13 protein-coding genes are annotated in these 21,354 nt (G+C 46.7%); 8 read left to right on the top strand and 5 right to left on the bottom strand.

All coding sequences use genetic code 11. The features are described from left to right. Nucleotides 1-35: 35 nt before the first annotated feature. On the bottom strand, nucleotides 36-2,141 hold the full coding sequence (locus AC1RJL_RS09695; RefSeq protein WP_492913333.1) for an EAL domain-containing protein: 2,106 nt from the start codon (nucleotides 2,139-2,141) through the stop codon (nucleotides 36-38). A gap of 327 nt (nucleotides 2,142-2,468) precedes the next feature. After that, nucleotides 2,469-4,319 carry a cyclic-di-GMP receptor FimW-related protein gene (locus tag AC1RJL_RS09690; RefSeq protein WP_492913331.1) on the bottom strand — a complete coding sequence of 617 codons (1,851 nt, stop codon included), beginning with the start codon at nucleotides 4,317-4,319 and terminating at the stop codon, nucleotides 2,469-2,471. 474 nt (nucleotides 4,320-4,793) lie between these two features. Between AC1RJL_RS09690 and AC1RJL_RS09685 the strand changes: the two genes are divergently transcribed. The 4 genes from AC1RJL_RS09685 to AC1RJL_RS09670 all read left to right on the top strand — a co-directional run bounded on the left by AC1RJL_RS09685 (nucleotide 4,794) and on the right by AC1RJL_RS09670 (nucleotide 12,776). After that, a complete protein-coding gene (locus AC1RJL_RS09685; RefSeq protein WP_492913329.1) occupies nucleotides 4,794-8,996 on the top strand; it encodes a bifunctional nitrate reductase/sulfite reductase flavoprotein subunit alpha in 4,203 nt (1,400 codons plus the stop codon). A gap of 320 nt (nucleotides 8,997-9,316) precedes the next feature. Further along, nucleotides 9,317-9,946 carry a hypothetical protein gene (locus tag AC1RJL_RS09680; protein WP_492913327.1) on the top strand — a complete coding sequence of 210 codons (630 nt, stop codon included), beginning with the start codon at nucleotides 9,317-9,319 and terminating at the stop codon, nucleotides 9,944-9,946. Nucleotide 9,947: 1 nt separating this feature from the next. Next, nucleotides 9,948-11,255: a hypothetical protein gene (locus AC1RJL_RS09675; protein WP_492913325.1), complete on the top strand. Its 1,308-nt coding sequence runs from the start codon at nucleotides 9,948-9,950 to the stop codon at nucleotides 11,253-11,255. Nucleotides 11,256-11,270: 15 nt separating this feature from the next. Then, entirely contained in the window at nucleotides 11,271-12,776 is a 1,506-nt protein-coding gene (locus tag AC1RJL_RS09670) for a hypothetical protein (protein WP_492913323.1), read from the top strand. Between the two features lie 151 nt (nucleotides 12,777-12,927). On the opposite strand, the gene AC1RJL_RS09665 is transcribed toward AC1RJL_RS09670, so the two are convergent. Continuing rightward, on the bottom strand, nucleotides 12,928-13,830 hold the full coding sequence (locus AC1RJL_RS09665) for an RluA family pseudouridine synthase (protein ID WP_492913321.1): 903 nt from the start codon (nucleotides 13,828-13,830) through the stop codon (nucleotides 12,928-12,930). A gap of 993 nt (nucleotides 13,831-14,823) precedes the next feature. Here AC1RJL_RS09665 and AC1RJL_RS09660 point away from each other — a divergent pair. The 4 genes from AC1RJL_RS09660 (at nucleotide 14,824) to AC1RJL_RS09645 (ending at nucleotide 17,437) form a co-directional block, all read left to right on the top strand. Then, nucleotides 14,824-15,195, top strand: a complete 372-nt coding sequence (locus tag AC1RJL_RS09660; protein ID WP_492913319.1) for a nuclear transport factor 2 family protein — start codon at nucleotides 14,824-14,826, stop codon at nucleotides 15,193-15,195. Nucleotides 15,196-15,261: 66 nt separating this feature from the next. Next, nucleotides 15,262-15,720 (top strand): GNAT family N-acetyltransferase, encoded by a 459-nt coding sequence (locus AC1RJL_RS09655; RefSeq protein WP_492913317.1) that lies wholly within the window; start codon nucleotides 15,262-15,264, stop codon nucleotides 15,718-15,720. Between the two features lie 580 nt (nucleotides 15,721-16,300). Beyond that, on the top strand, nucleotides 16,301-16,651 hold the full coding sequence (locus tag AC1RJL_RS09650; RefSeq protein WP_492913315.1) for a VOC family protein: 351 nt from the start codon (nucleotides 16,301-16,303) through the stop codon (nucleotides 16,649-16,651). A gap of 69 nt (nucleotides 16,652-16,720) precedes the next feature. Next, nucleotides 16,721-17,437, top strand: coding sequence for a hypothetical protein (locus tag AC1RJL_RS09645; RefSeq protein WP_492913313.1), 717 nt, complete (start codon nucleotides 16,721-16,723; stop codon nucleotides 17,435-17,437). Nucleotides 17,438-17,493: 56 nt separating this feature from the next. Here the strand turns inward: AC1RJL_RS09645 and AC1RJL_RS09640 are convergent, their stop codons facing one another. Both AC1RJL_RS09640 and AC1RJL_RS09635 read right to left on the bottom strand, forming a co-directional pair. Next, nucleotides 17,494-18,663: a lytic polysaccharide monooxygenase auxiliary activity family 9 protein gene (locus AC1RJL_RS09640; protein ID WP_492913311.1), complete on the bottom strand. Its 1,170-nt coding sequence runs from the start codon at nucleotides 18,661-18,663 to the stop codon at nucleotides 17,494-17,496. Nucleotides 18,664-19,031: 368 nt separating this feature from the next. Continuing rightward, a complete protein-coding gene (locus AC1RJL_RS09635; protein WP_492913309.1) occupies nucleotides 19,032-21,035 on the bottom strand; it encodes a TonB-dependent receptor plug domain-containing protein in 2,004 nt (667 codons plus the stop codon). Between the last annotated feature and the right edge of the window lie 319 nt (nucleotides 21,036-21,354).

Here is a 21,354-nt window from a genome sequence, read left to right as displayed (position 1 = left end):
GTACCGGGTCAGGTTTCTTGCTTATGCCAAGAGGCTTAGCTTTCCATATTGAAATCGTAGGTCATTCCGTGGCTTGGTTCCTGCAAATAATGACCTTGGATGTAATGGGCACCAGCCTGCCAGAGGGTGGAAAGCACGCTCGCATTCTCCACAAAGGGCACCAGGGTGATCTTGCTTTCGCCGTTGAGTTTTTCGATCAGTTGGATCAGCGTCTCCGGGCTCTCATTATTGTTTTGGATATCGGTAGTAAATGAACCATCCACTTTGATCATCGTGGCGGGAACATGGGTAAGGGTATTAAATGGATTCAATGAGCAGCCGAAGTTGCTGATCGCAAAACTGGTTTTCAATTTGCCCAAACCTTCAGAGAAATTCTTGGCGGCATTCAGATGATTGGTGACATCAATTTCTTGCGCCTGGAACACGATGGAGTCAGATGTGAGCTTCGCCGCTTTGAATGCAACTGCCAGCCAGGGAATCAAGGATTCATCACACAGGGATTGGCGGCCAATATTCACGATAAGTTTGGTTTTATTGCCTTTGGCGCGATGCTGCGACAACATTTTGATTGATTCCAAAATCACCCAGCGGTCAATTTTGGTGGCGGCGCTCATATTGGATGCGGCCTCCAAAAAGTGATTGGGCGAAATTTCATTGCCGTTTTCATCAACCATGCGCAGATAGACTTCGTAATACTCTTCGTCGGAGCCGCGCAGGCTGATAATCGGTTGGAACAATAAGCGGAAGCGGTCGTTATCCAGCGCTTGCTGGATGGCGGTGTTGATGTCGATTTTGATATCGAGCCTGGGGGTTTCTGGTTCAAACAGCAATGCGCAATTACCGTCGTTGGCATTGATCTTTTCCATTGCACTGCGCGCTTGCTCAATTACGGTATTGGTGCTGGTGGTGGTTTCGTTGATTAATGAAATCCCGATGCTGCAAGTGATCTGCAAGGTCTTATGATCGATATCGATAATGTGCGATTCCACGTCTTTGCAAAGCTGCAGGGCACGGTTGACTGCGGCATCGGCTTTCACGTTGGGCGAAATAATGGCGAAGGTGGAATCGCCGAGGCGGGCGATAGTATCGCTGGTATTGGCCTTGGCGCGCAGCAGGGTGGCTATGTCGATCAATGCCAAATCAGAGCCGGTGACACCAAAGGTATTTTTAATGCGCTCGCTGAATTTGTCCAACTCGATGTAGAAGAGGCAGTAATACTGCTTTTCATCCACAGTATCGATGATGTGATCGAGTTGGTTGAGCAAGTATTGGCGGTTATAAACGCCGGTGACCAAATCCTGCCATTTGATTTGCTTAAGTTGTGCTTCCAGTTCCACGTTGTTGGCGTTGGTGACAGACGTCGTAGCTGCGCGTGCAAGGAATTGGATACAGGGCTCTTCGTCATAAGTGACAAGTGATACTTCCAGGTCAATTTGGGTTTCGTTGCCATCTTGCGTAATGCCGGTAAAACCGAGGCTGCTGGATTCGGCCTCATCCCCTTTAAAGGTGAAATCTTTCAAGAAGTTTTTCAGGCGTACCTGATCGTTATTGGCCACCATGTCCATAATCGGCATGGCTTCGATATCGTCGCGGTTCTGGTAGCCAAAAAGTTCGGCAAAGGATTCGTTGGCGTAGAGATAAAGTCCGTCCTGGATAAAGGCGATAGCATCGCGCGAACTATCGAGTAACTGTTGGCTGCGGCGCTCGGCTTCGCGGAAGCGGCGATCAGTATTGCGGCGCGCCTGGCGATGTTCGCGGTTCGCCAGTTCGCGGTCGATCACCAGCAGCAAATGCTGGTCGTCATCGAGGTTGACCACATCGGTAGCGCCTATGCGCAAACCTTCCACAACCGCAAACGAATTGCCTTCTCCATCGTCTTCATATTGCAGAATGACCGGGACATCTTTGTTCAGGCGACGGATTTGTTTAATTGCCACCTGGGGCGTGGGGGAGGTCGTGTTGTTATTGCCGATGAGCAAATCCCAGCTCTGCTCTTGTAACAGCTTAACCAGCGCTTCTTCGCTCTCAACATGTTGGGCGCGGCAGGGGTGGCCAGAAGCATGCAGCATACTGATCAAGCGCTCGGCTTCTGAGCGCTGATTGTTCAGAATCAGGAGTCGGATAGTATCGGTATTGGTCATATATCTTCTATGTAGTCAGGCGATGTTCAGGGCTTCGCTCGTGTTTGACTATAGCGCGTTTTTTTGCGCATGAGTTCGTATCGGCTTGTTTGTCTCGTTCCTTGCGGCGTTTTGTCGATCTTTTTGTCGAATTTCATGACGGGAGTTTACCGATAAGCCGAAAAACTCTACCTTGTGTCGCCAACTGCTTGCGTTGACAATTGAAGGATCCTTGCCGCGGCTATATTACTGAATTCAGTCAGTCACTCAACTTGTCATTCTATTTATGCGATCTGGTCGAGAATTTTGTGGACTGGTTCGCGCTCGCATGTATACAACCTGGGCAAATTATTCCCACACCGAATCGAAATCATCCTTCGCTGTTTTTGCTTCCGGTTTTGCTGTGACCAGTTCACGAAAACCAAATTGGCTAAAGGCGCCTGTGGCAAATAACCGCTGTGTCAGTTGGATTGATTTATCGCCCTCATTACTAACGCCGGGCTGGGCTTGGGCATAGAGACGAGCCTTATTATGTTCATGGAATGAGATGGCATTGGTGATCAAGGTGGGTGGTTGATTGACGGCGCGCAGTTCGGGAATTTGCAATGCGCGCAGGTACTCCGCATAACCGCCGGTTTTGTGCACAGCAGCGAGCCCAACCGGAATTGCATGGGGCGCAAGAATCTGGATGCCTAATTGCGTTGCGCCTTTAATTTGATGTGCCCAGCGCACTACGCCAATCGCCCATTTATTGCGGCCATATTCGCGCAAACCGAGTAGTTCGCCAGCGCGGACTTGCATTGGAATCTCGTTGCGCCATTCAAGGCCATAACCGCCGGCACTACGATCCATCAAGGGTACCGTGTAAACCGGATGCTGGCCTTGGTAACTCTCTTTCTCCTGGGATTTAATTTTCATTTCAATATTCGTCGTGGCGCGCTCGCGGCCATCGAATATAGTGCCCGCGATATCAAACGCCTCGCCCCAGGGATCATCTTCCTTTTTAATTTCATTGCTTTTGAGCTGGATGCCGCGTTTTTGGTAGATCGCCCCTTTCTCTGGCGCGCCGGCTACAGCGCTGCTTTGATTCAGGAAAAGATTGAATGGCTGTTCGCCCGCCAAATGAAAATGGATATTGGTAAGGCCGACAGTCACTTCAATTTCGGCATTGACATCCTGCCGTTCAAAACTGCGCAGCGCCAAATGGCTCCAGGCTTGCGCCAGATGTTTAGTCAATGAAGCAGACAAATTCAGTTGGTTGCGGATGCTTACACTCGCATCAACGCCTTCATTACCGACTTTTTGTTGATCCTGAAGTTTGCCTACCAAATGACTGGTGCGAATCTCCAGTGGCGGTTGTTCACCGGGGTTGCTCGCCGGACGCCAATGGGATTTATAAAACGGCGGACGGCTGCTGTTGGTGAGTACAACAAACAGGTTTTCTTTACCGGCGGGATTATAGGTATCCAACTCGGCCATAGGTGCAAGCATCTCCAGCAAGTTGTAGGTGCTTTCGATTTCATCCTGGCGCAATTGGTTTGGCCGCGCCGTGGCGAGCATGAGTATGCGCAGGTAAACGTTGTGAATCGTTTTTAGCCCATGGTGATGGGGCAGGTTGTCCTCGACAGGTAATTGCTCCAGTTTCAGAACGCAGGCCAATTTATAGAGTGCATGCACTTCGGCCCAAACCTGACTGGCAACCGGCAAATATAATTGGTAGGAGCGCAATAACAATAAACCCAGCGCCGTCAGCGCGCGATGGATAGCGAGCGCCTGTTGCGCCTGCAACTCTTTCGAGTCGCGCGCGACGCAAAGTTCGCGCACCACGGTGAGGTAGCTATTGAGAAAATGTTTTTGGATGGCCTGGGCAACCGTCGCTGTCTTAAGTGCGGCTTCCGGCAAAATTAATGGCTGGTTCAAATACTTCAATGCCAGCCCGCTAAGGGTCTGGTGTATCGCACTGCGCAGCAACTCAAGAATCGCGAGCCGGTTTTCACTGCTGGTACGCAAACGACTGACCTCATGCACGGCGCTGTAGAGCTGCACGCTTACCTGTTGTACCTGGGTCAAGGGAAGCGCTTTCAGCCAGAGCTTGACCTGCGCTTCTTTGTTTCCTGAGCAAAAGCTGAGTTGCGCCAAATCCTGGGTTGGCACTATGAGTTTTTTTAATAATAAATCGATATCTGGATCGTTGGTCATTCGGGTGCCGCGATGGTCGTGGTTATAACTATGTCATTGAATATAGTTGATTTTAGGACTCTTTTTAGTGTTTTGCCGCGCTTATCGATAATGAATGACGCCAGTCGGCACTTTGGGGTGGTTTATTGATCCTTCAGTAATGGCTATACAAAATGGCATGCATTGTTTTGGTGCTTTTCGGATGGTGGTAGAAAGAGGTTGCCGCGTGTCTATTTTAAATGCGCACCAATCAAAAACATGTTTGTGCCCATCGCTCGAAAATGTGCTTTTATCCGGGGCAAAAAATGGCGGGAAATGGGCGGCGAATGACAGTGATAATTCAGATAGCGTTTAGTCTGTTATAAAAAATTCAATAAGATCAGAATCTTACTGGTGGTTTTAACTGCTTTGGTGAATCGCGGATACAAAAAACACCCATGAAAAGTCAATGGCATACCGCTTGCTAAACCCCTCTTAATGAGGAGTTGCCAATCTATGTCAGAACCTGTTCTTAAGCCCGCTTTCGAGCCTATTGTTAAGCGTGATGGTAAATCCGTGCGCTCGGTATGCCCCTACTGCGGTGTTGGCTGCGGCATGGTTTTGGAGACGGATGGCAAAAAAGTCATCAACGTGTCGGGCGATAAAAATCATCCCTCCAATTTTGGCCGGCTTTGCACCAAAGGCCAGACCAGTGCCCAGGCGTTGGTTAACTCCGGCCGCATGGAGTCCGCTTTTTTGCGTACCGAGCGCAATCGTGATCCGGTAATGGCACCAATAGCGCAAGCAATCAGCACTACTGCCAAACGCTTGCGTGAAATTCTCGACCAACACGGCCCCGACGCAATCAGTTTTTATGTGTCCGGGCAGATGTCGATTGAATCCCAATACCTCGCCAATAAACTCGCGAAAGGTTTTGTGCGCACCAACAATATCGAATCCAATTCACGCCTGTGTATGGCGAGTGCCGGTGCGGGATATAAGTTGTCATTCGGGTCGGATGCACCGCCCGGTTCCTATCAGGATTTTGATCACAGCGATTTATTTTTGGTGATCGGCGCGAACATGGCTGATTGCCATCCGATTTTGTATTTGCGCATGATGGATCGCGTCAAAGCCGGTGCAACATTAATTGTGGTTGATCCGCGCCGTACAACAACTGCTGAGAAAGCCGATGTGTATTTACCCATCAAGCCCGGTACTGATCTCGCGTTATTAAATGGCCTGTTATTTTTGCTGCATAAAAATGGCAAAACGGATTTGGACTTTATCGCGCAATACACCCAAGGCTGGGAAAACTTTCCGGAATTTTTAGCCGATTACACACCGGAAAAAGTCAGCGACATTACCGGTCTTTCCATCGAGTCCCTGCATAAAACGGCCGGGATGATCGGCACTGCACCTGAGTTTATGACCTGCTGGACGATGGGCTTAAACCAAAGTACCCACGGCACCTGGAGCACCAATGCAATTTGCAATTTGCATTTAGCGACCGGAAAAATTTGTCGTCTCGGCAGCGGGCCTTTCTCGCTCACCGGCCAACCCAATGCCATGGGTGGGCGCGAGATGGGTTATATGGGACCGGGCTTGCCGGGGCAGCGCAGTTTGCTGGTGGAAAAAGACCGCGAATTTATTGAGCAGATGTGGGGTGTGCCTGCAGGCACCATCAGTACCAAATTAGGTAAAGGTACTGTGGATATGTTTGAACGCATGGCCGCGGGAGAAATAAAAGCCTGCTGGATTATTTGCACTAATCCGGTTGCCTCTGTGCCCAATCGCAAAATAGTGATTGAAGGTTTGCAACGCACCGAACTGGTCATTGCGCAAGATGCTTTCCTCGATACTGAAACCAATCGCTACGCCGATATTTTATTGCCCGGTGCGTTATGGGCAGAAGCGGAAGGCGTGATGATTAATTCCGAGCGCAATATCACGCTCATGCAAGCAGCGGTAAATCCTCCCGGTGAAGCCATGGCGGATTGGGAAATTATTGCGCGTGTCGCCTGCGAAATGGGGTTTAGTGAAGGCTTCAGTTATACGTCTGCGGCAGCTGTGTTTGAAGAAATTAAACAAAGCTACAATCCCAAAACCGGTTACGATTTGCGCGGCGTAAACTACACCCGTCTGCGCGAGTCACCTCTGCAATGGCCTTGCGCCGATGAAACTTCTACACGCAATCCCATCCGCTATTTGAATACCGGCATCAATCAACCATTAAAATTAATTGCCGATGGCAGCAAACCACTGCTGCAATTTGCGACTGATTCCGGCAAGGCTATTTTCCATGCGCGCCCGCATGTAGATCCCGCCGAAATGCCTGACCAGCAATTTCCCTTGGTACTCAATACCGGCCGTGTGCAACATCAATGGCATACACTGACCAAGACCGGAAAAATTCCCACGCTTAATAAATTAAATCCCGGCACTTTTGTAGAAATTAATCCGCAGGATGCCACTGAACTGGGCATCAAAAACAAAGACAAAGTGGAGATCCGCTCGCGCCGTGGCTATGCAATTTTGCCAGCGATTGTGACGGATAGAGTGCAACCCGGTTGTTGTTTTGCACCGATCCACTGGAACGATGTCTACGGCGATAATCTCTGCATCAACACTGTCACCAGCGATAAAATCGACGCAATTTCCCAGCAGCCGGAATTAAAAGTTGCTGCGGTTGCGCTCAAACGAGTGGAAGTATTTGCTGAGGAAAACGATATTCAATCTGCCGGGCAACCGGTTAACACGAATTATGATTACACCAGCCCCGCGGCCTTCGCCGCCGTGGCTGAAGAAACTTGCATGACGTTAATTAAATCCTTCGCTGAAAAAATTGGCGTAGTGGAAATTGGTTCACCCAATTTTTCTGATGCGGAACGAATTTATTTGAGCGGCTATATCAGCGGCCTGCAAGCAACGGCTACATTAATGACTGCCGTTCCTACGTTGCCTGTAGATGCGCCGATTAATCCCGGCAATCTCACTTGGGTAAATGGTTTGCTCGCCGGTATGTTTAGTCGTGTATTGCCCATTGGTGTAACTCCTTTGGGGGTGGCTGGCTCGCAGATGGAAAAACCGGAGTTGGTTTTGTTGTGGGCATCGCAAACCGGTAATGCGGAAGCCCTTGCGGAAAAATTTGCGCAGCAATTATCGGTGCAAGGTTGGGCAGTGAATGTCCAATCCATGAATGATTACTCGATTGAAAAATTAGCGGCCAACAAACTCGTTGTGTTTATCACCAGCACTTTTGGTGATGGTGATGCGCCTGATAATGGCGGTGATTTCTGGAGCCAATTGAATGGCGAATCAGCGCCCGATCTCAATAAGTTGCAATATGCATTACTGGCGCTGGGCGATTCCAATTACGATCAATTTTGCGGGCACGGAAAAAAATTATTTGCGCGCTTGCAAGCGCTGGGTGCCAGGGCGCTGGTTGAACGTGTCGATTGCGATAGCGATTATGAAACACCGGCAGATGAATGGTTTGCTAGGCTCAAAGAACAATTAGCACCTTTAACCAATGCTGCAAATCAGCCATCGCCCATGAGTGCAACTACCGCATCATCTTCAAACCAAATAGCGGCTTACACCAAAGCCAATCCCTATCCGTCGCGCTTGATTATCAATAAGCGTTTGAGCGCGCTCGGCTCAGGTAAGGATGTACGGCAATTCGGTTTTGATTTGGGCGAATCTGGCATTACCTACGAGGCAGGAGATGCAATGGGCATCTGGCCAAAAAATTGCCCGGACTATGTGTTTGAGTTAGAGCAAGCGCTGAATTTAAATGCAGATGCACCGGTAGTTGTTGATGCTCACGAAAAATCCTTACATCAGGCATTGATTGAACATTATGAAATTTGCCGCCCGAGTCTGGAGGCGCTGAATTTTATTGCGCAGCGCGCCAGCAGCAAAGAATTAAAAACCTTGTTGGGTGCAGAACATAAAATCGAATTGCAAGAGTGGCTTTATGGCCGCCAGTTGGTCGATATCCTGCAAGAGTTTCCTATCCGCGCGAGTGTCGATGAATTAATTCCATTGCTAAAGCGCATGCAACCGCGCATGTACTCCATTGCATCCAGTCCCAAAGCATTTGCCGATCAAATTCATCTCACTGTAGCGGCGGTGCGTTACAGTCGTTATCGCGATAGTAAAAAAATTCGCAAAGGTGTGGCCTCGACCTTTTTGGCGGATCGTGCCGGGGGTGTTGATACGCCGATTTTTGTGCAGCCAAGTAAACATTTCCATGTGCCGGAAAAAGGCGATACGCCCTTAATTATGGTTGGCCCCGGCACTGGTGTTGCGCCATTCCGTGGCTTCCTGCAAGAGCGGCAAGCGCGCGGCGATGTGGGTAAAAACTGGTTGTTCTTCGGCGAGCAACATGCCGCCACTGACTTTTATTATCAAGATGAATTACTGCAATTCCAGAAAGACGGCGTGCTCAATGAATTAAGCTTCGCTTTCTCGCGCGACCAAACACAAAAAATTTATGTGCAAGATCGGCTGCGCGAACGCGGCGCCGAGGTATGGGAATGGTTGGAAAATGGCGCTTGTTTTTGCGTCTGTGGCGATGCAAGCCGCATGGCTAAAGATGTTGATCAAGCCCTGCGTGATATTATCCGGCAATACGGAAAATTCGACGAGGCAGAAACCGTCAATTACATTCGCAAATTAAATATGGAAAAGCGTTATTTGCGTGATGTGTATTAATTTCCATGTATAAACTTTACCAGCCAGCATTTCTGGTGGAGTACTTTAATAAGTAATAACTCACGCATTGCACGGTATAAATTGTTGATTTTCATGTCATTAAACGTGACTTTGCCAATGTAATATTTAAATTAAATTTGTACAAATTTTAACTGGATTTTTGATGAAGGCTATATCACTATATGCGCGCTAACGCTGCAAGAATAACGATAGGGAAAACCACAATCGTAATAATCAGTCGCGTTAGTTATTAGTTATTAGTTATTTATCATCACTATGCCTGGTAAATTCCAGGCAGCACATTTCCAAAGGATTGAATTATGGATAAGCCGCTGTTTAAGTTTTTCTCCTTTTTGATATTTCTCTTCACTACCTCAACTGCCTCGGCAGGATTAATGCAAGTCAACATTAGTGGAATTTCATCTGACGCCCAGTTATACATTGATTTCATTGACGGTGATGGTCCTTCTAACGCCCTGACATTATCTTCTTTTTCATCTGATGGATTGATAGTGCTCAAGGAACTGACCGGTTCAGCCACTTCTACTTCCTCCGGTTATGAACTGCGCGACAATAGCTTTCTCAATAGTGTTGCATTATCGCTAAAGAACGCTACGTCACTCAGTTTCCTTATTTTATTTTCAAATAACGCACCGTCAATAGATGGATTTCTGGATTCAATTGGCGTGTATTTATATGGCGATGAATACTTTAATCCGCTCGTCCCGACAACTGATCCTCTAGGAGCCCATGCATTATTTAATTGGTTTGCGACAGGTGCAGATAATGGCAATTTACAGGCTTTTACCTCTCTTTCTACTTTGCCACTTGTATGGGATGTAAGTTTTATTGATCCACAGGTTACGGTTAGCGAACCAAATGGCTTGCTTCTATTGCTGTTATCTATGTCCAGTTTGCTTTTATTTAGAATGAAAAACCAGGAGGTTTAAAATGAAATCATGGATATCAAAATTTTCAATTTGTATTTTTCTGAGCATGGGCGTTTTATCATTTCAGTCTCTTGCGGTTGAAAAGATAAATACTGTTGAAATTACCCGATCAGGATTTTTACTCAATCGACTTACCAATACATTTGATACTACATTAACGATCAAAAATGTAGGCGCTTATCCTTTGGTTTCTCCGTTGCGTATTGCGGTTGATTCGGTTTCTCCAAAATCAGTCAGTCTCTACAACATCTACGGAAAGACTCCGGAGGGTAAACCCTATGTGGAGGTTGCACTTCCCAATTTTAAATTGGCACCCCAGCAATCTCTGGCGGTACCGGTTAGATTCGTTAATCTTGGCAACACGGTCACCAGGGCTGATTTTTACGTTGTTGCTAATGAACTCAGGGATGATAACTCGCGTATTATCCAGGTCGCTGCAAGGTTTAATGAGGAGAATGGGGGTGAAGCGGTTGGTGAAGGGTTTGTAATAAAAGCCGACAATGCTGTTGTTGGAAAAACCGATTCTTCAGGAAAAGCTGTTGTAAAAATTGTTTCATCCACCGAGGCAATTAGTATTAGCCAGCCACCCAATTATATTGGTTCGGCTTTTGTAATACCGGGTAATGGAACTGAAAATGTTTTAGTGGAAGTAGGCGATTCGGGGGAGTTATCGACCGGGTCTGCAATGCGGTTGGATCGGTTGCATCATCTGATGCTGCCCAATGATACCCAGCAAATTGCAATACGTTTTTTTGAAGCAGAAAAGCCGGTACAAACGGATTTGATTGAGGTGGTTGAATACCGCGATCCAGCCGGCGGAGCGATTGTTGACCTCACGTCTCTGTTCACTGGAAAACCAGATGGTTCTATCAGTGCATTATCCAATCAGTTTTTTTCAAAAATAGATGGCGCTAACGGTAAAAAAATTATTTTTGCTCAAATCCTGGATAAAAATGGCGTGTCCCATTTTTCAGAGGTGCCATTCTATATTTCACGTTTTAAAGTCCTGGGGCAGCTTGTTGCTCCACCCTCTAATCCGACGCTGAAGGTTTCAGGCGTGCCGCTCACAATATCGATTTTGAATACGGATATTGAATTTGAAACTGAGTCTGCTGCTGATGGCACTTTTCCACTGCCAAATTTACCTGCCGGAAATGTCTCTATTAAAGCTCAAACCGTTGACAATAATGTTTCATTCATAGCACAGGGCGTAGCAGTACTTACGAGAAATACGCAGTTGAAAGTCACCATGAGAGGTCCCGCCGACATTGCAGCCAATGTTCCCGTGATTAATTCAACTCCCCTGTAATCAAGGATGTGCATCATGAAAAAAATACCATTTGTTCTGGCAAGTGCCGTAACGCTATTCTCATTTAATTGTATTGCCTATGATTTGGTGGTGTCGGCAGGCGCTCAAAATGTTCAAGTCAATGGCAACCATTCATATCCTATTGCGAAAGGAACCAAATCTGTTGAGTTGGTTTACAACGTTTATTCTGCCGAATATCCATATTATGTAACCCAGCAAAGTGTTTATAACGATGTATGGTCGCTTTCACTGACCTCCGGGTCTGGCAGCTTGTTTGATATTACTCGCCAGGTTAATTCCCAATTAACTCAGGCTCCGACGTGGCTGCCGAACTCTACGACGGGTGATATCCGGCAAGTGATTGATGTGTCATCGTTAACGGCGAGTTCAGGGATCACTCTCCAGTTGGCCGCCACAGCCATGAATGTTGGTGACAGTGCTTTAACAACCATTGTCAGTGCGAGTATTGAGGGCGCACCGCAGTTAACGATAACCAGCGCTACCGCTGATACGATTACTACCAATAATAACGGGACTTTCTACAGCATTCCCGGCTCCGGAGATTCCAACAGGTTGCAGCGCACATTCACACTTAACATTGAGAAGTCGGAAGATATTTCATTGAGCAATATCAGTGTTACTGTTATTGGTGCGGCGGACCTGATGGATGTGTTGGACGAGGTGGTAATTCCAAGTGGAACGGATGTTGAGGTTCTTGAAGAGACGGACACTTCGGCCAAATTAAAAGTCCGCGTCACTATGTCAACTCCTGCATCAACAATTAATGCCGCCCCTCCCCCAACAAGGGATTTATCCTACCGTTTCACGGTGAAAGGGGTTGATGGCTCCGGAGCGGAGGAAGATGCAGACTTCATTGTTACGGGTAGACGCTCGCTGTGGAACCTTGCAGGGGAGCTGCCGGGGAGATATGGCACCAGGGATCAAGGTGGGGATGCATGGGGTGCGAGGGGAACTTACAATTGGCTCCAGGCCAACTCAGGCCTCATCAATGAAGTCGATGACATTTCCGGAGAGCACGGCAGGGATATCGGGCACAACACGCATCAATTTGGAACAGACATTGATACGTACCATTTCTATCGATTCCCCAATGCAACAAGCGGTACCGATAACTATAACCGCCTGCGACAGCATGTCATTACGGCGTTGGGAATCTTCAATGCTGATGGGACAGTGAATCCAACTCCACCGGCAGATGCTGTTGCAGCACGGGCCAGGCTCGTCGCCTTCGTTACCGCTACCAGGACTGGACTGGATGCCCTTGCAAACCTCGCCTCAGTAAACCGGTTGTATTACGCAATTGGAAGTGCAGGATCAGGATTGCCGAATGGTTGGGCCAGATCGCTGATTGAATCCGGTGAAGTGACAAGAACAGCCAACGGTGTAACTGTGACGCTGAATTTGGGTTTGGCGGCTTGGGCTAACGCCGAGGTTAACTACAATGCCGTGCATAACAATCACGTCCATGTAACTCTCGATCGGCCTAATATTGGTGAGTAGTGCTGTGTTAGGTAAAGCCCTTCAATTGAATTGATGGGCAGATCACTGATAAGTTCCACCTGAAATGGTGGAGCTTATCAGTTGTCGAGCCGGTTTGGAGACTTGAGGTCACTGCCCAGCCATGCTGGTTTTTCGACTGATAAAGAAATTATTATTGTCGAGTTTTGGTGCCTGGATTTTTACTCGCTGCGTTTGATCTTGTTTGGTTCATTAACGCAAAAAAATCCGCAGGGGCAGGAGTTTCAAAGGTGAGTTCTTTTCCGCTTCTTGGACTGATGATTTTTAATCGCCACGCATGCAACCCCATGCGAGTGCCTGCGGTGCCATAGCGTTGGTCACCTGCCACCGGATACCCCAACCAGGATAAATGTGCACGTATCTGATGTTGGCGCCCCGTTTCCAATTGCACTTTTAAAAGTGTTCGCTCAGCGTTGGTGCGCTCGGTTTTAAAATGCGTAATGGCAGGTTTTGCATTTGGATGTGCCCCCACATGCATGCGATATTCAACTTCATCAAGACGCAAAGGTTGATCAATTGTTCCTTCTGCAGGGATTGGGCAGCCTTCCACAATTGCTAAATAAATTTTCTCCGCCTCATCCCACTTGTCCATCACCGCTTCACGTATTTCGCGGGAAGTGGCAAATAACAATACGCCTGAGGTGTCGCGATCAATTCGGTTTACGGGCCATAATTTTACTGCTTGAGAACGGCGCGATAATTGGTTGCGCAGAATTGCCAAGGCGTGTTGTTGGGTTTCTTTACTAGTACCTACGGATAGCAAACCGGCTGGTTTATTAATGGCAATTATGTCGCGGTCAGCATATAAAATTTCCAATTGTGATGGTGAACTATTGGAAATTTTAGCGGTTGCTCCAACCTCCACCACATCACCACTATTAAGCGCATAATCATGTTGTGTAATGGATGTACCATTCACAATGACACAACCACTTTGTAAGCGTTGTTTAATTTTGCTGCGTGCCCAACCTTGCAATTGAACACTGAGGAATGTCAATAATCCGGAAGATTCTTTGACGTGTAATTTTTCTGACATGATTATTGGTACCGGATTCGATATTTTCTAATTTAACCACTTTATCGATTGTGTGTGATGTAAGCTATCTAATTCGTTATCGACATCGTTATTGATGGTTTTCATCCATAGGCCATTAACTATGCTGTTGCACAACAACAATCATTTAGCTATTGGTTAGTTGTAGTAATTGACGCCAGTGTATTGAACATGATATTTGATGCGCACAAATAACCGCTAACTGGCCGCCGCCGTATACCACTCCAAACCCGTTTTATATATCTTCACAAAAGAAAACAAGAACAGGCAGTCATGTTGACTTCGAAATAGCATGTAAAAGTGATAACCGGCGTAGCACATACAACACAAGCCGGTTTTCCATTTTTGATAAACCCCAATATCAATTTCAACTAATTGATATTTAAGACATCATCAGCCCTTTGCTGAATCTCGTATCGAGGTGATATACGGCAGAGGGATAACCGGCCAAGGCTGTCTAATAAATTATTAGAAAATAATCATGATACATCTTCACTCATATTCAATTTTGGTTATTAGTCTTATACTTGTTTCATGTACGAGCATTCAAAGTTCGCTTTGCCGCATGAAAGGCGGGGAACCCTACATCAATCTTGGTGGGTATCAATATTGCGGAGAAAAATATACAGACGGTGGTAAAGAGTGCTATAGCAGTAACGAGTGTCAAGGAGAATGCGTACTGTCTGTAAACTGGAACCCGGAAGAGGGAAAAGAAGTTGCGGGGCGTTGTCGCAGTGATAACACATGGTATTTGGGGCATGGTTGTCTTGCTGTAGAAGATTATAAACACCAAAGTTCATGCATCGAAGAATAATTTCTAACAAGTGTTCCAGCACCATTCCGGCGCTACGCGCCTCCACTCGACAGTGTGTAAGTAGCGCATTTGGCGAATTGCTACGCAAAGTTTATCGCAATGTGCTACTTACAAACTGCGGTTGAACACAACGTTAGGCAAATCTAGAAACAAGGAGAACTATGAGTTCTGAAATATTTGAATTAGAAGAGCGGTTACGATTAGCTATGTGCAATTCCGATATAGCTACACTCGATAATTTGCTTTCGGAACAGCTAATATTCACTAATCATCTCGGTCAGGTTATTTCAAAATCTGAGGACATGGACTCTCATAGGAATAAAATATTTGTAATAAACTCAATATTCCTTTCAAATTTGAAAATTATTGAATTGGGGAGTAGCGCGGTTGTTACAACTCAGGCAGACATTTCCGGTAGTTACAATGGAGTGCCAACTTCAGGTAAATTTCGTTTCACACGGGTATGGAGTAATGTCGAAAAAAATGGTTGGAAGGTTGTATCTGGCCATTCATGTTTAATTTCTGAAAATTGAAGCTTTTTATTATATTTATGCAGCGACTTAAAAGCCGTCGCTGAACTCGGCATTAGGTGTAAAGAAATGCTCAATTTTATAGATGCCGAAGCAAAACATACCGAGCTTCTGCGAGATACGTTAATCACATCGAAGGGCTATTGGGGTTATTCTCAAGAGCAACTTGAGAAATGGAGATCTAATTTAAGGTTTGAAGAAGAGTATATTACTCGCAATACAGTCAAAATAATTTTGAAAGATAAAGAAGTGATTGGATTCTTCGCCATAGTGAAAGGCGATAGTGATGAGCTTGATCACCTTTGGCTATTGCCAAAAGCCATTGGCAAGGGTTATGGCAATCTAGTATTTGAGCAGATTCTTTCAGAATGTAATACATTAGAAATATCCAACTTCTACATCATATCTGACCCGGATGCTGAAGGATTTTATTTAAAGAAAGGAGCATTGAAAGTTGGGGAGGTTTATAGCGAACCCCAGAAAAGAATGTTGCCTAAATTAAAATTTACGGTGGTGACACCCACCTAACAATCACAGGCAGTCGAGGCGAAAAAGAACGCGCAACTGCTGCAAGCGTATATGTCTCGACTAATGTCACCAGAGCGCGAGCGTGAATACAACGAGCTACTCGCGTATCTAGTTTTTACTCAACTCATGTGTGGGGAATTGACCCTGCTAGCCCAATACATCCAACAAATGTTTGTATGTGCATAATTGAAGAACATGGTCGGTCAAAAGCGCTTGAGGATTTACAGCAGGCTGTAAATGATACATTCGAAGATTGAGCCATCAACCCTTAGAGTACTTCAGCTGCTGGATGCAGCTCTTCATGAACAGGGTCTTGTCACGTTTTCCGAAATACGTCGTCTATATTTTGTGCGTATCGGCCGAACTGGCCTCGCAACCTGGAGAGCATACAAAATTTTGAAGAATCAAGAACGGTTTAATATAAACATTGAGTGCTAAAATTTTTATAACAAGGTATTGCACCTGACGAATTGCAGGTAACTCTTATGCATATCGCTGCGCTAAGTTTATTGCATGCGCAACTTACAACTCGCCCCTGCGCTATACGTTAGGACGCACAGTCAGCACTTTTGGGATCTATATGAAAGTCAAACGAATCATTGCCAATATCCCGACTTCCGAGCCGCCAGAGGTGGACGATTTCTATCGGGGCATTCTTGGTCTTGAACTTGCCATGGATCATGGATGGATTCGCACGTATTCTGGTTCCGCCAAAATGGCAGTACAAGTCAGCTTTGCTAGTCAAGGCGGTTCCGGCACTCCAGTACCTGATCTGTCCATTGAGGTAGACGATCTTGATGAGGCATTGCGCCGAGTTCAGAAAGCCAAAATTTCCTTGGAATACGGCCCCGCTAGTGAGCCGTGGGGCGTTCGCCGGTTCTATGTCAGGGATCCACTCGGAAGGCTTATCAATATTCTTCAGCATGAGTAGTCGGGCGCGCCCTAACAGTTCATTCAAGCCGATGCGGCTTAATTCAAGTGTTAGGCATAAGGGTAATAAATGCCAAATTTTCAGGAAAGCAACAACGCACTTTTCATACAGGGTTCTAATATTTATAAATCCCTTGAAGTATCCAAGCCTGACAAAGTTGAAGTAGTTACAAAAAAGGCTTTTTTCAGAGAGCATAGAAAGAGGTATTCTTACGAAGAAATTGACTATTTAAAAGTATCAATTAAGCCTTCGCATGAAGACGAGCTATTTCGCATTGAACTAATATCTGTTAGCTCTGAAGTATTATGGTCGTGCACGATCGAAAATGACCAAGAGCTTTATTCAGTGCTCTCGCAAAAAATATACAAATGGCTTGATATTGGTTTCCATAGCAAATTTTCAGCATTAATGAAGAGCCCTGCATCAACTGTGGTCGAATTACATCTTTCAATGCTGAGCATTGTCTATATTGTGGCAGTCCATTGGCCTGACAAAGTGGCCAAACACCGTTCCGCTTCGCTCCACTGGACAGAATTTAAATCGCGGCTTTGTGGTGCTGAAGCACCGCGCACTTCGTACGCTGTACAGTTTGTAAGTCGCGTTTTTTTGGTTTTGCTGCGAAAAAATAAATCCACAGACTATCACTTAAAAAAATACCGTGCAGTTTGGTTTTATGAAAATAAATTTGCAAGAAAACACCATGGCGGAATTAAATTCCTGTTCGCTCTGGGCAAAGGTTCGCTCGCAGAGTTGTCCATAATTTTTGTGGATAAACGCGACGCATAAAAAACGGCAACCGAAGTTGCCGTTTTTTATTTCTACATCAGTTTAACTACGAGAACTTATTGGCAGCTACGTACCAGCGACCAAGCGTTGGTCCATGCCCAGCCAGTGCCTGGGGCATAAGCGCCACCTTGTGAACACCAGCCGCCGACGGTACAGCTGTACTCATTGCCAACGTTTTGTACCAGTGCACCATTTGCATAGGTATTGCCGTTAACAAATGCTGGTGATGAGCAATTGCTAGGTGCAACAGAAGAGGAGGAGCGTGAACTGCTCACGGAACTTCTTGATGAGCTGGCAACAATCGCGGATGAAACACTGGATGTACCACCGCCAACACACGCACCTAAATCCAGCCAGTAGTTGTATTGGCCGTTGGTCAACTCAGGGTTGTTACCCTGAGTCCAGTAGTTAGCAGAATAACGTCTGTTGTTGTACTGGACTTGTTGAGGATTGGTATAGGCAGTATTGGCGTTCCAGGTTGGCAAGCCAGCACAAGTGTTGTTGGAAACACTGGATGAAGAAACCACAGGAGTCGAGCTTGAGGTTACCGCAACCGATGATGAGCTGTTAGGCGGCGTACCGTAAACCACGTCTACACATTGGTAGAAACCTTCTGGCGCATCGGAAATATCACGTTGCCAAATACTGTAGACAATGTGGCGACCGGTACGCGCAGGCAGGTTAACAATGTGTGTAGAGGTTGCTTCCTGGCCGGCAGGAGCTGATTGATGGATTTGTACCAAGTCAGACCACTTCAATGGTGCTGCACCAGGATTAAAACCTTCTTTGGTGATGTAGTAGCGGAAGTAAGCCGTTTTATGTTGGGCGGTGTTAGTCCAAACGAAGGCGAGTGGGCCTGCGCTTACGGTTGTTGCCGGCCAATCATTTCGGGCGAGATCCAAACCGCCAAAGCCACCTTTACCTGCGCTACACAATTTGCCATCGGGAATCAGGGCCTGGTGATTGTCATTAGCGCCGCCAATGTTAACGGATTGAGGCTCATACTGGCTCGCATTGCCTGCGGCTGCGGCTGCGATACAAGCGGGCGCGCTGTTACCGCTTTGTCCGGGAGTACATACGAATGCACGGCTTTTGGGGCTGGAAACGTAACCGTGGGCACTTGCTTCAACTGTGCCCAATAAGGCAGCTACACCTAATACTGCAGACAAACCAAAAGCGTTAAACGCCTTGGCACGGGAAACGGATTGATTATTAATTTTCGTCACTTTCACTCTCCACATATCAAGATTTTCAGGTTGATTGAAATCTGCCAAAAACGATTTAATGTTTTTGAACGAATAAAAATGCGATGCGTTTATCGCGATTAGATTTCTATCCGGGGAGTTGAGTCTACGATGCTGAAAATAAAACACCAGTCTGACTTTTCGCCAAAGCGGTGTTTTTGCGTTCGACTTTACGCCAAAAAAGACCGTACAGGTTCTGTGGGAAACTTAGACGACAGTTCGGATTGATCAAGTTCACAATTATGGATATTTACAGAGAAGCGGAAGAAAATTTATCTCGCCACCGTCAATACGGAATTAATGATCGAGTGACGATCATGGGGAAAAATGTGACAAAAAGTCTTGGGGAATTAAAATTGCCAGGTTAATTTGGCGAAAACACTGCGCTCAATTTCACCGGCATTAATATCGTCAATGCCGCTAAATTCACGTTGGTTATGGTCGAGCAGATTTTGTCCGGTAATGTTTATACGCAGCGATTTGCTTAACTGGGTGCCGAGGTTGATATCCATGCGTACATAGCTATCGACGGCGATTATCGGCAAATCATCGACATAAGTAGTGGTGACGTCGAGCGTCCACTGATCGCTCATATTCCAGAATACTTTTAAGCCTGCCTGATGTTCGGGTGCTAATTTTTCATCGCTTTCCTGGGTTGGATCAAGCGCCGTGAGTACTATATGGAAATAGCTGTAGTTGGCTGACAACTTTAAATTAGGATGTATTGCCCAACTCAGCACGGCTTCAATGCCGTCCGATGTTCCCTTCATATCGTTGGTGAACATGAACGGAATTAACAGGTGGATTGGATCTACTCCGTTGTTAACCAGCGCGACATTTTCTGCGCTGACGGTGGTAGTGCGCAGATGTTGGTAATCGTTGTAAAACGCGGCAAGGTCAAGCGATATTGCGTTGGTTAATTGGTGGCGATAACCCAGTTCGTAGGCCGTCAGTTCTTCGGATTTAAAACCGTTGTTGGGAATAAGGGCTGCCCTGGCATTGGTTGTAGTAAGGAGTGTGCTGGTCACATCTTCTTCGAGTGGTGTCGGGGTGCGCACCGCTCGGGACACCGCTGCCCAAACAGTTTTATTGTGGTCAGGATGCCATTGCAAACGCGCATTGGGTTGGGCTTCAAAACCGGAAAAATCGTTATGTTCGAATTTCGCGCCCAGTGTTAAAAACCAGGTGTCAGGTACGAGAGTGATTTTATCCTGCACGAAGGCGCTGTAGAGATTGTTGCGACGTTTTTGCGGCGAGAAGGATGTGTTGTTATCGCCGCGTTGGTCATCGGTTAAAAAACGAAAGCCGGTACCGGCAATAATTTCATGGCGCTGCGACGGCGCAAAATTGTATTGCGCATCCAGATCGTAGGTCATCCGGTCATCAATAAAATTAATCGGTTCGTCACGCTTGGCCCAGTCGATATAGGTTTGGACACTGAGTTGTGAGCCATCGGGATATTTATTGATCCAGCGCCCCAATAGATTAATGCCTTCATAACGAATCAATTGCTGTTCGATTGGTGCAAAGGGTGCAATCAATGAAAAGTGCGGGCGCAGTTGTTGCGCATTGGTGCGATAGGCATCGCCTTGCAGGGTGAATTGCTCTGCCCACTCGGTGCGAAAACCGGTGCGGAATCCGTCCCACTCATCATAGGTATCTTGATTGTCGCCGCTGGCAATAACAGGTTTACGCGATGCATCCTGTTTAAAGCCTTTGGCATAAATTCGATAAGTACCATTGTTGCTGAAAGTGCCACCCTGACGTGAACTCAATGCGCCTTGCTCTTCATTGCCGTAAACGGCACTGGTGAGATTGCCCTGGGTATCGCGGGTATGTTTGGTGATGATATTGATCACTCCATTCACTGCATTGGCGCCCCACAATGTTCCGCCGGGGCCGCGTACGACTTCAATACGTTCGATATCTTCCAGCATCAGGTTGTGGGCTTCCCACAATGTGCCGCCGAACACCGGGTTGTAGACGGTGCGTCCGTCAATCAACACCAGGAGTTTATTGGCGAGGGCACTATTGAAGCCGCGAATGCTAATTGCCCAACTGTTGGAATCAGTGCGCGCGACCTGCATGCCCGGCACCATCCGCAATGCGTCGGGAATACTGGTGACACCGGAGCGGATAATATCCTCATTGGTGACGACATACACCGCGGCAGGGGCGTTGGAGATAGCTTCTTCTTTTTTGGAGGCAGCGTGAACTTTTACTTCCAGCAATTGCTCAAGGCTGAGCTCAAAATAATCGGCAGCGGTCAGGGCGGTGGATGGTTGTGCGACAAGTACCACACTGAGCGCAACAGTGCTGGCGAAGGTGGTGCGCAACAATTGGTCTTGTGGCATTGGCTATTCCTTTCTTCATCCCTTGTGAAACTGGTATGGCGTCTAAAATATCTTGGCTTTGGGATGAGGTGACGGTGTGGCATGAAAGACAGGATAGTTCATCAATACCAATTGTGTCGGCGCTTTTTTAAAAGAGCGGGACCGTTTTCACGAATTGAAACAGCGGGATATTATTTATGAAGCAATATGAATGATATGCAGCCAATGTTATCCACCAGGGCTGTGGATAAGATTGTGCGCAAACTCTGTGTATGCGTCTGGAATCACCGAGCCATATGGGCTCCGGCAAATTGGTGACTTGGTAACCTATGTTTGCTGA

The sequence above is a fragment of the Cellvibrio sp. GW822-FHT04B05 genome, from assembly GCF_058800985.1.
This window is presented reverse-complemented; position numbering and strand designations above follow the sequence as displayed.

Bases quoted from the DNA above. Each gene is read 5' to 3' on its own strand.
- AC1RJL_RS09695 (WP_492913333.1), bottom strand. From the start codon at position 2,141: ATGACCAATACCGATACTATCCGACTCCTGATTCTGAACAATCAGCGC.
- AC1RJL_RS09690 (WP_492913331.1), bottom strand. From the start codon at position 4,319: ATGACCAACGATCCAGATATCGATTTATTATTAAAAAAACTCATAGTG.
- AC1RJL_RS09685 (WP_492913329.1), top strand. From the start codon at position 4,794: ATGTCAGAACCTGTTCTTAAGCCCGCTTTCGAGCCTATTGTTAAGCGT.
- AC1RJL_RS09680 (WP_492913327.1), top strand. From the start codon at position 9,317: ATGGATAAGCCGCTGTTTAAGTTTTTCTCCTTTTTGATATTTCTCTTC.
- AC1RJL_RS09675 (WP_492913325.1), top strand. From the start codon at position 9,948: ATGAAATCATGGATATCAAAATTTTCAATTTGTATTTTTCTGAGCATG.
- AC1RJL_RS09670 (WP_492913323.1), top strand. From the start codon at position 11,271: ATGAAAAAAATACCATTTGTTCTGGCAAGTGCCGTAACGCTATTCTCA.
- AC1RJL_RS09665 (WP_492913321.1), bottom strand. From the start codon at position 13,830: ATGTCAGAAAAATTACACGTCAAAGAATCTTCCGGATTATTGACATTC.
- AC1RJL_RS09660 (WP_492913319.1), top strand. From the start codon at position 14,824: ATGAGTTCTGAAATATTTGAATTAGAAGAGCGGTTACGATTAGCTATG.
- AC1RJL_RS09655 (WP_492913317.1), top strand. From the start codon at position 15,262: ATGCTCAATTTTATAGATGCCGAAGCAAAACATACCGAGCTTCTGCGA.
- AC1RJL_RS09650 (WP_492913315.1), top strand. From the start codon at position 16,301: ATGAAAGTCAAACGAATCATTGCCAATATCCCGACTTCCGAGCCGCCA.
- AC1RJL_RS09645 (WP_492913313.1), top strand. From the start codon at position 16,721: ATGCCAAATTTTCAGGAAAGCAACAACGCACTTTTCATACAGGGTTCT.
- AC1RJL_RS09635 (WP_492913309.1), bottom strand. From the start codon at position 21,035: ATGCCACAAGACCAATTGTTGCGCACCACCTTCGCCAGCACTGTTGCG.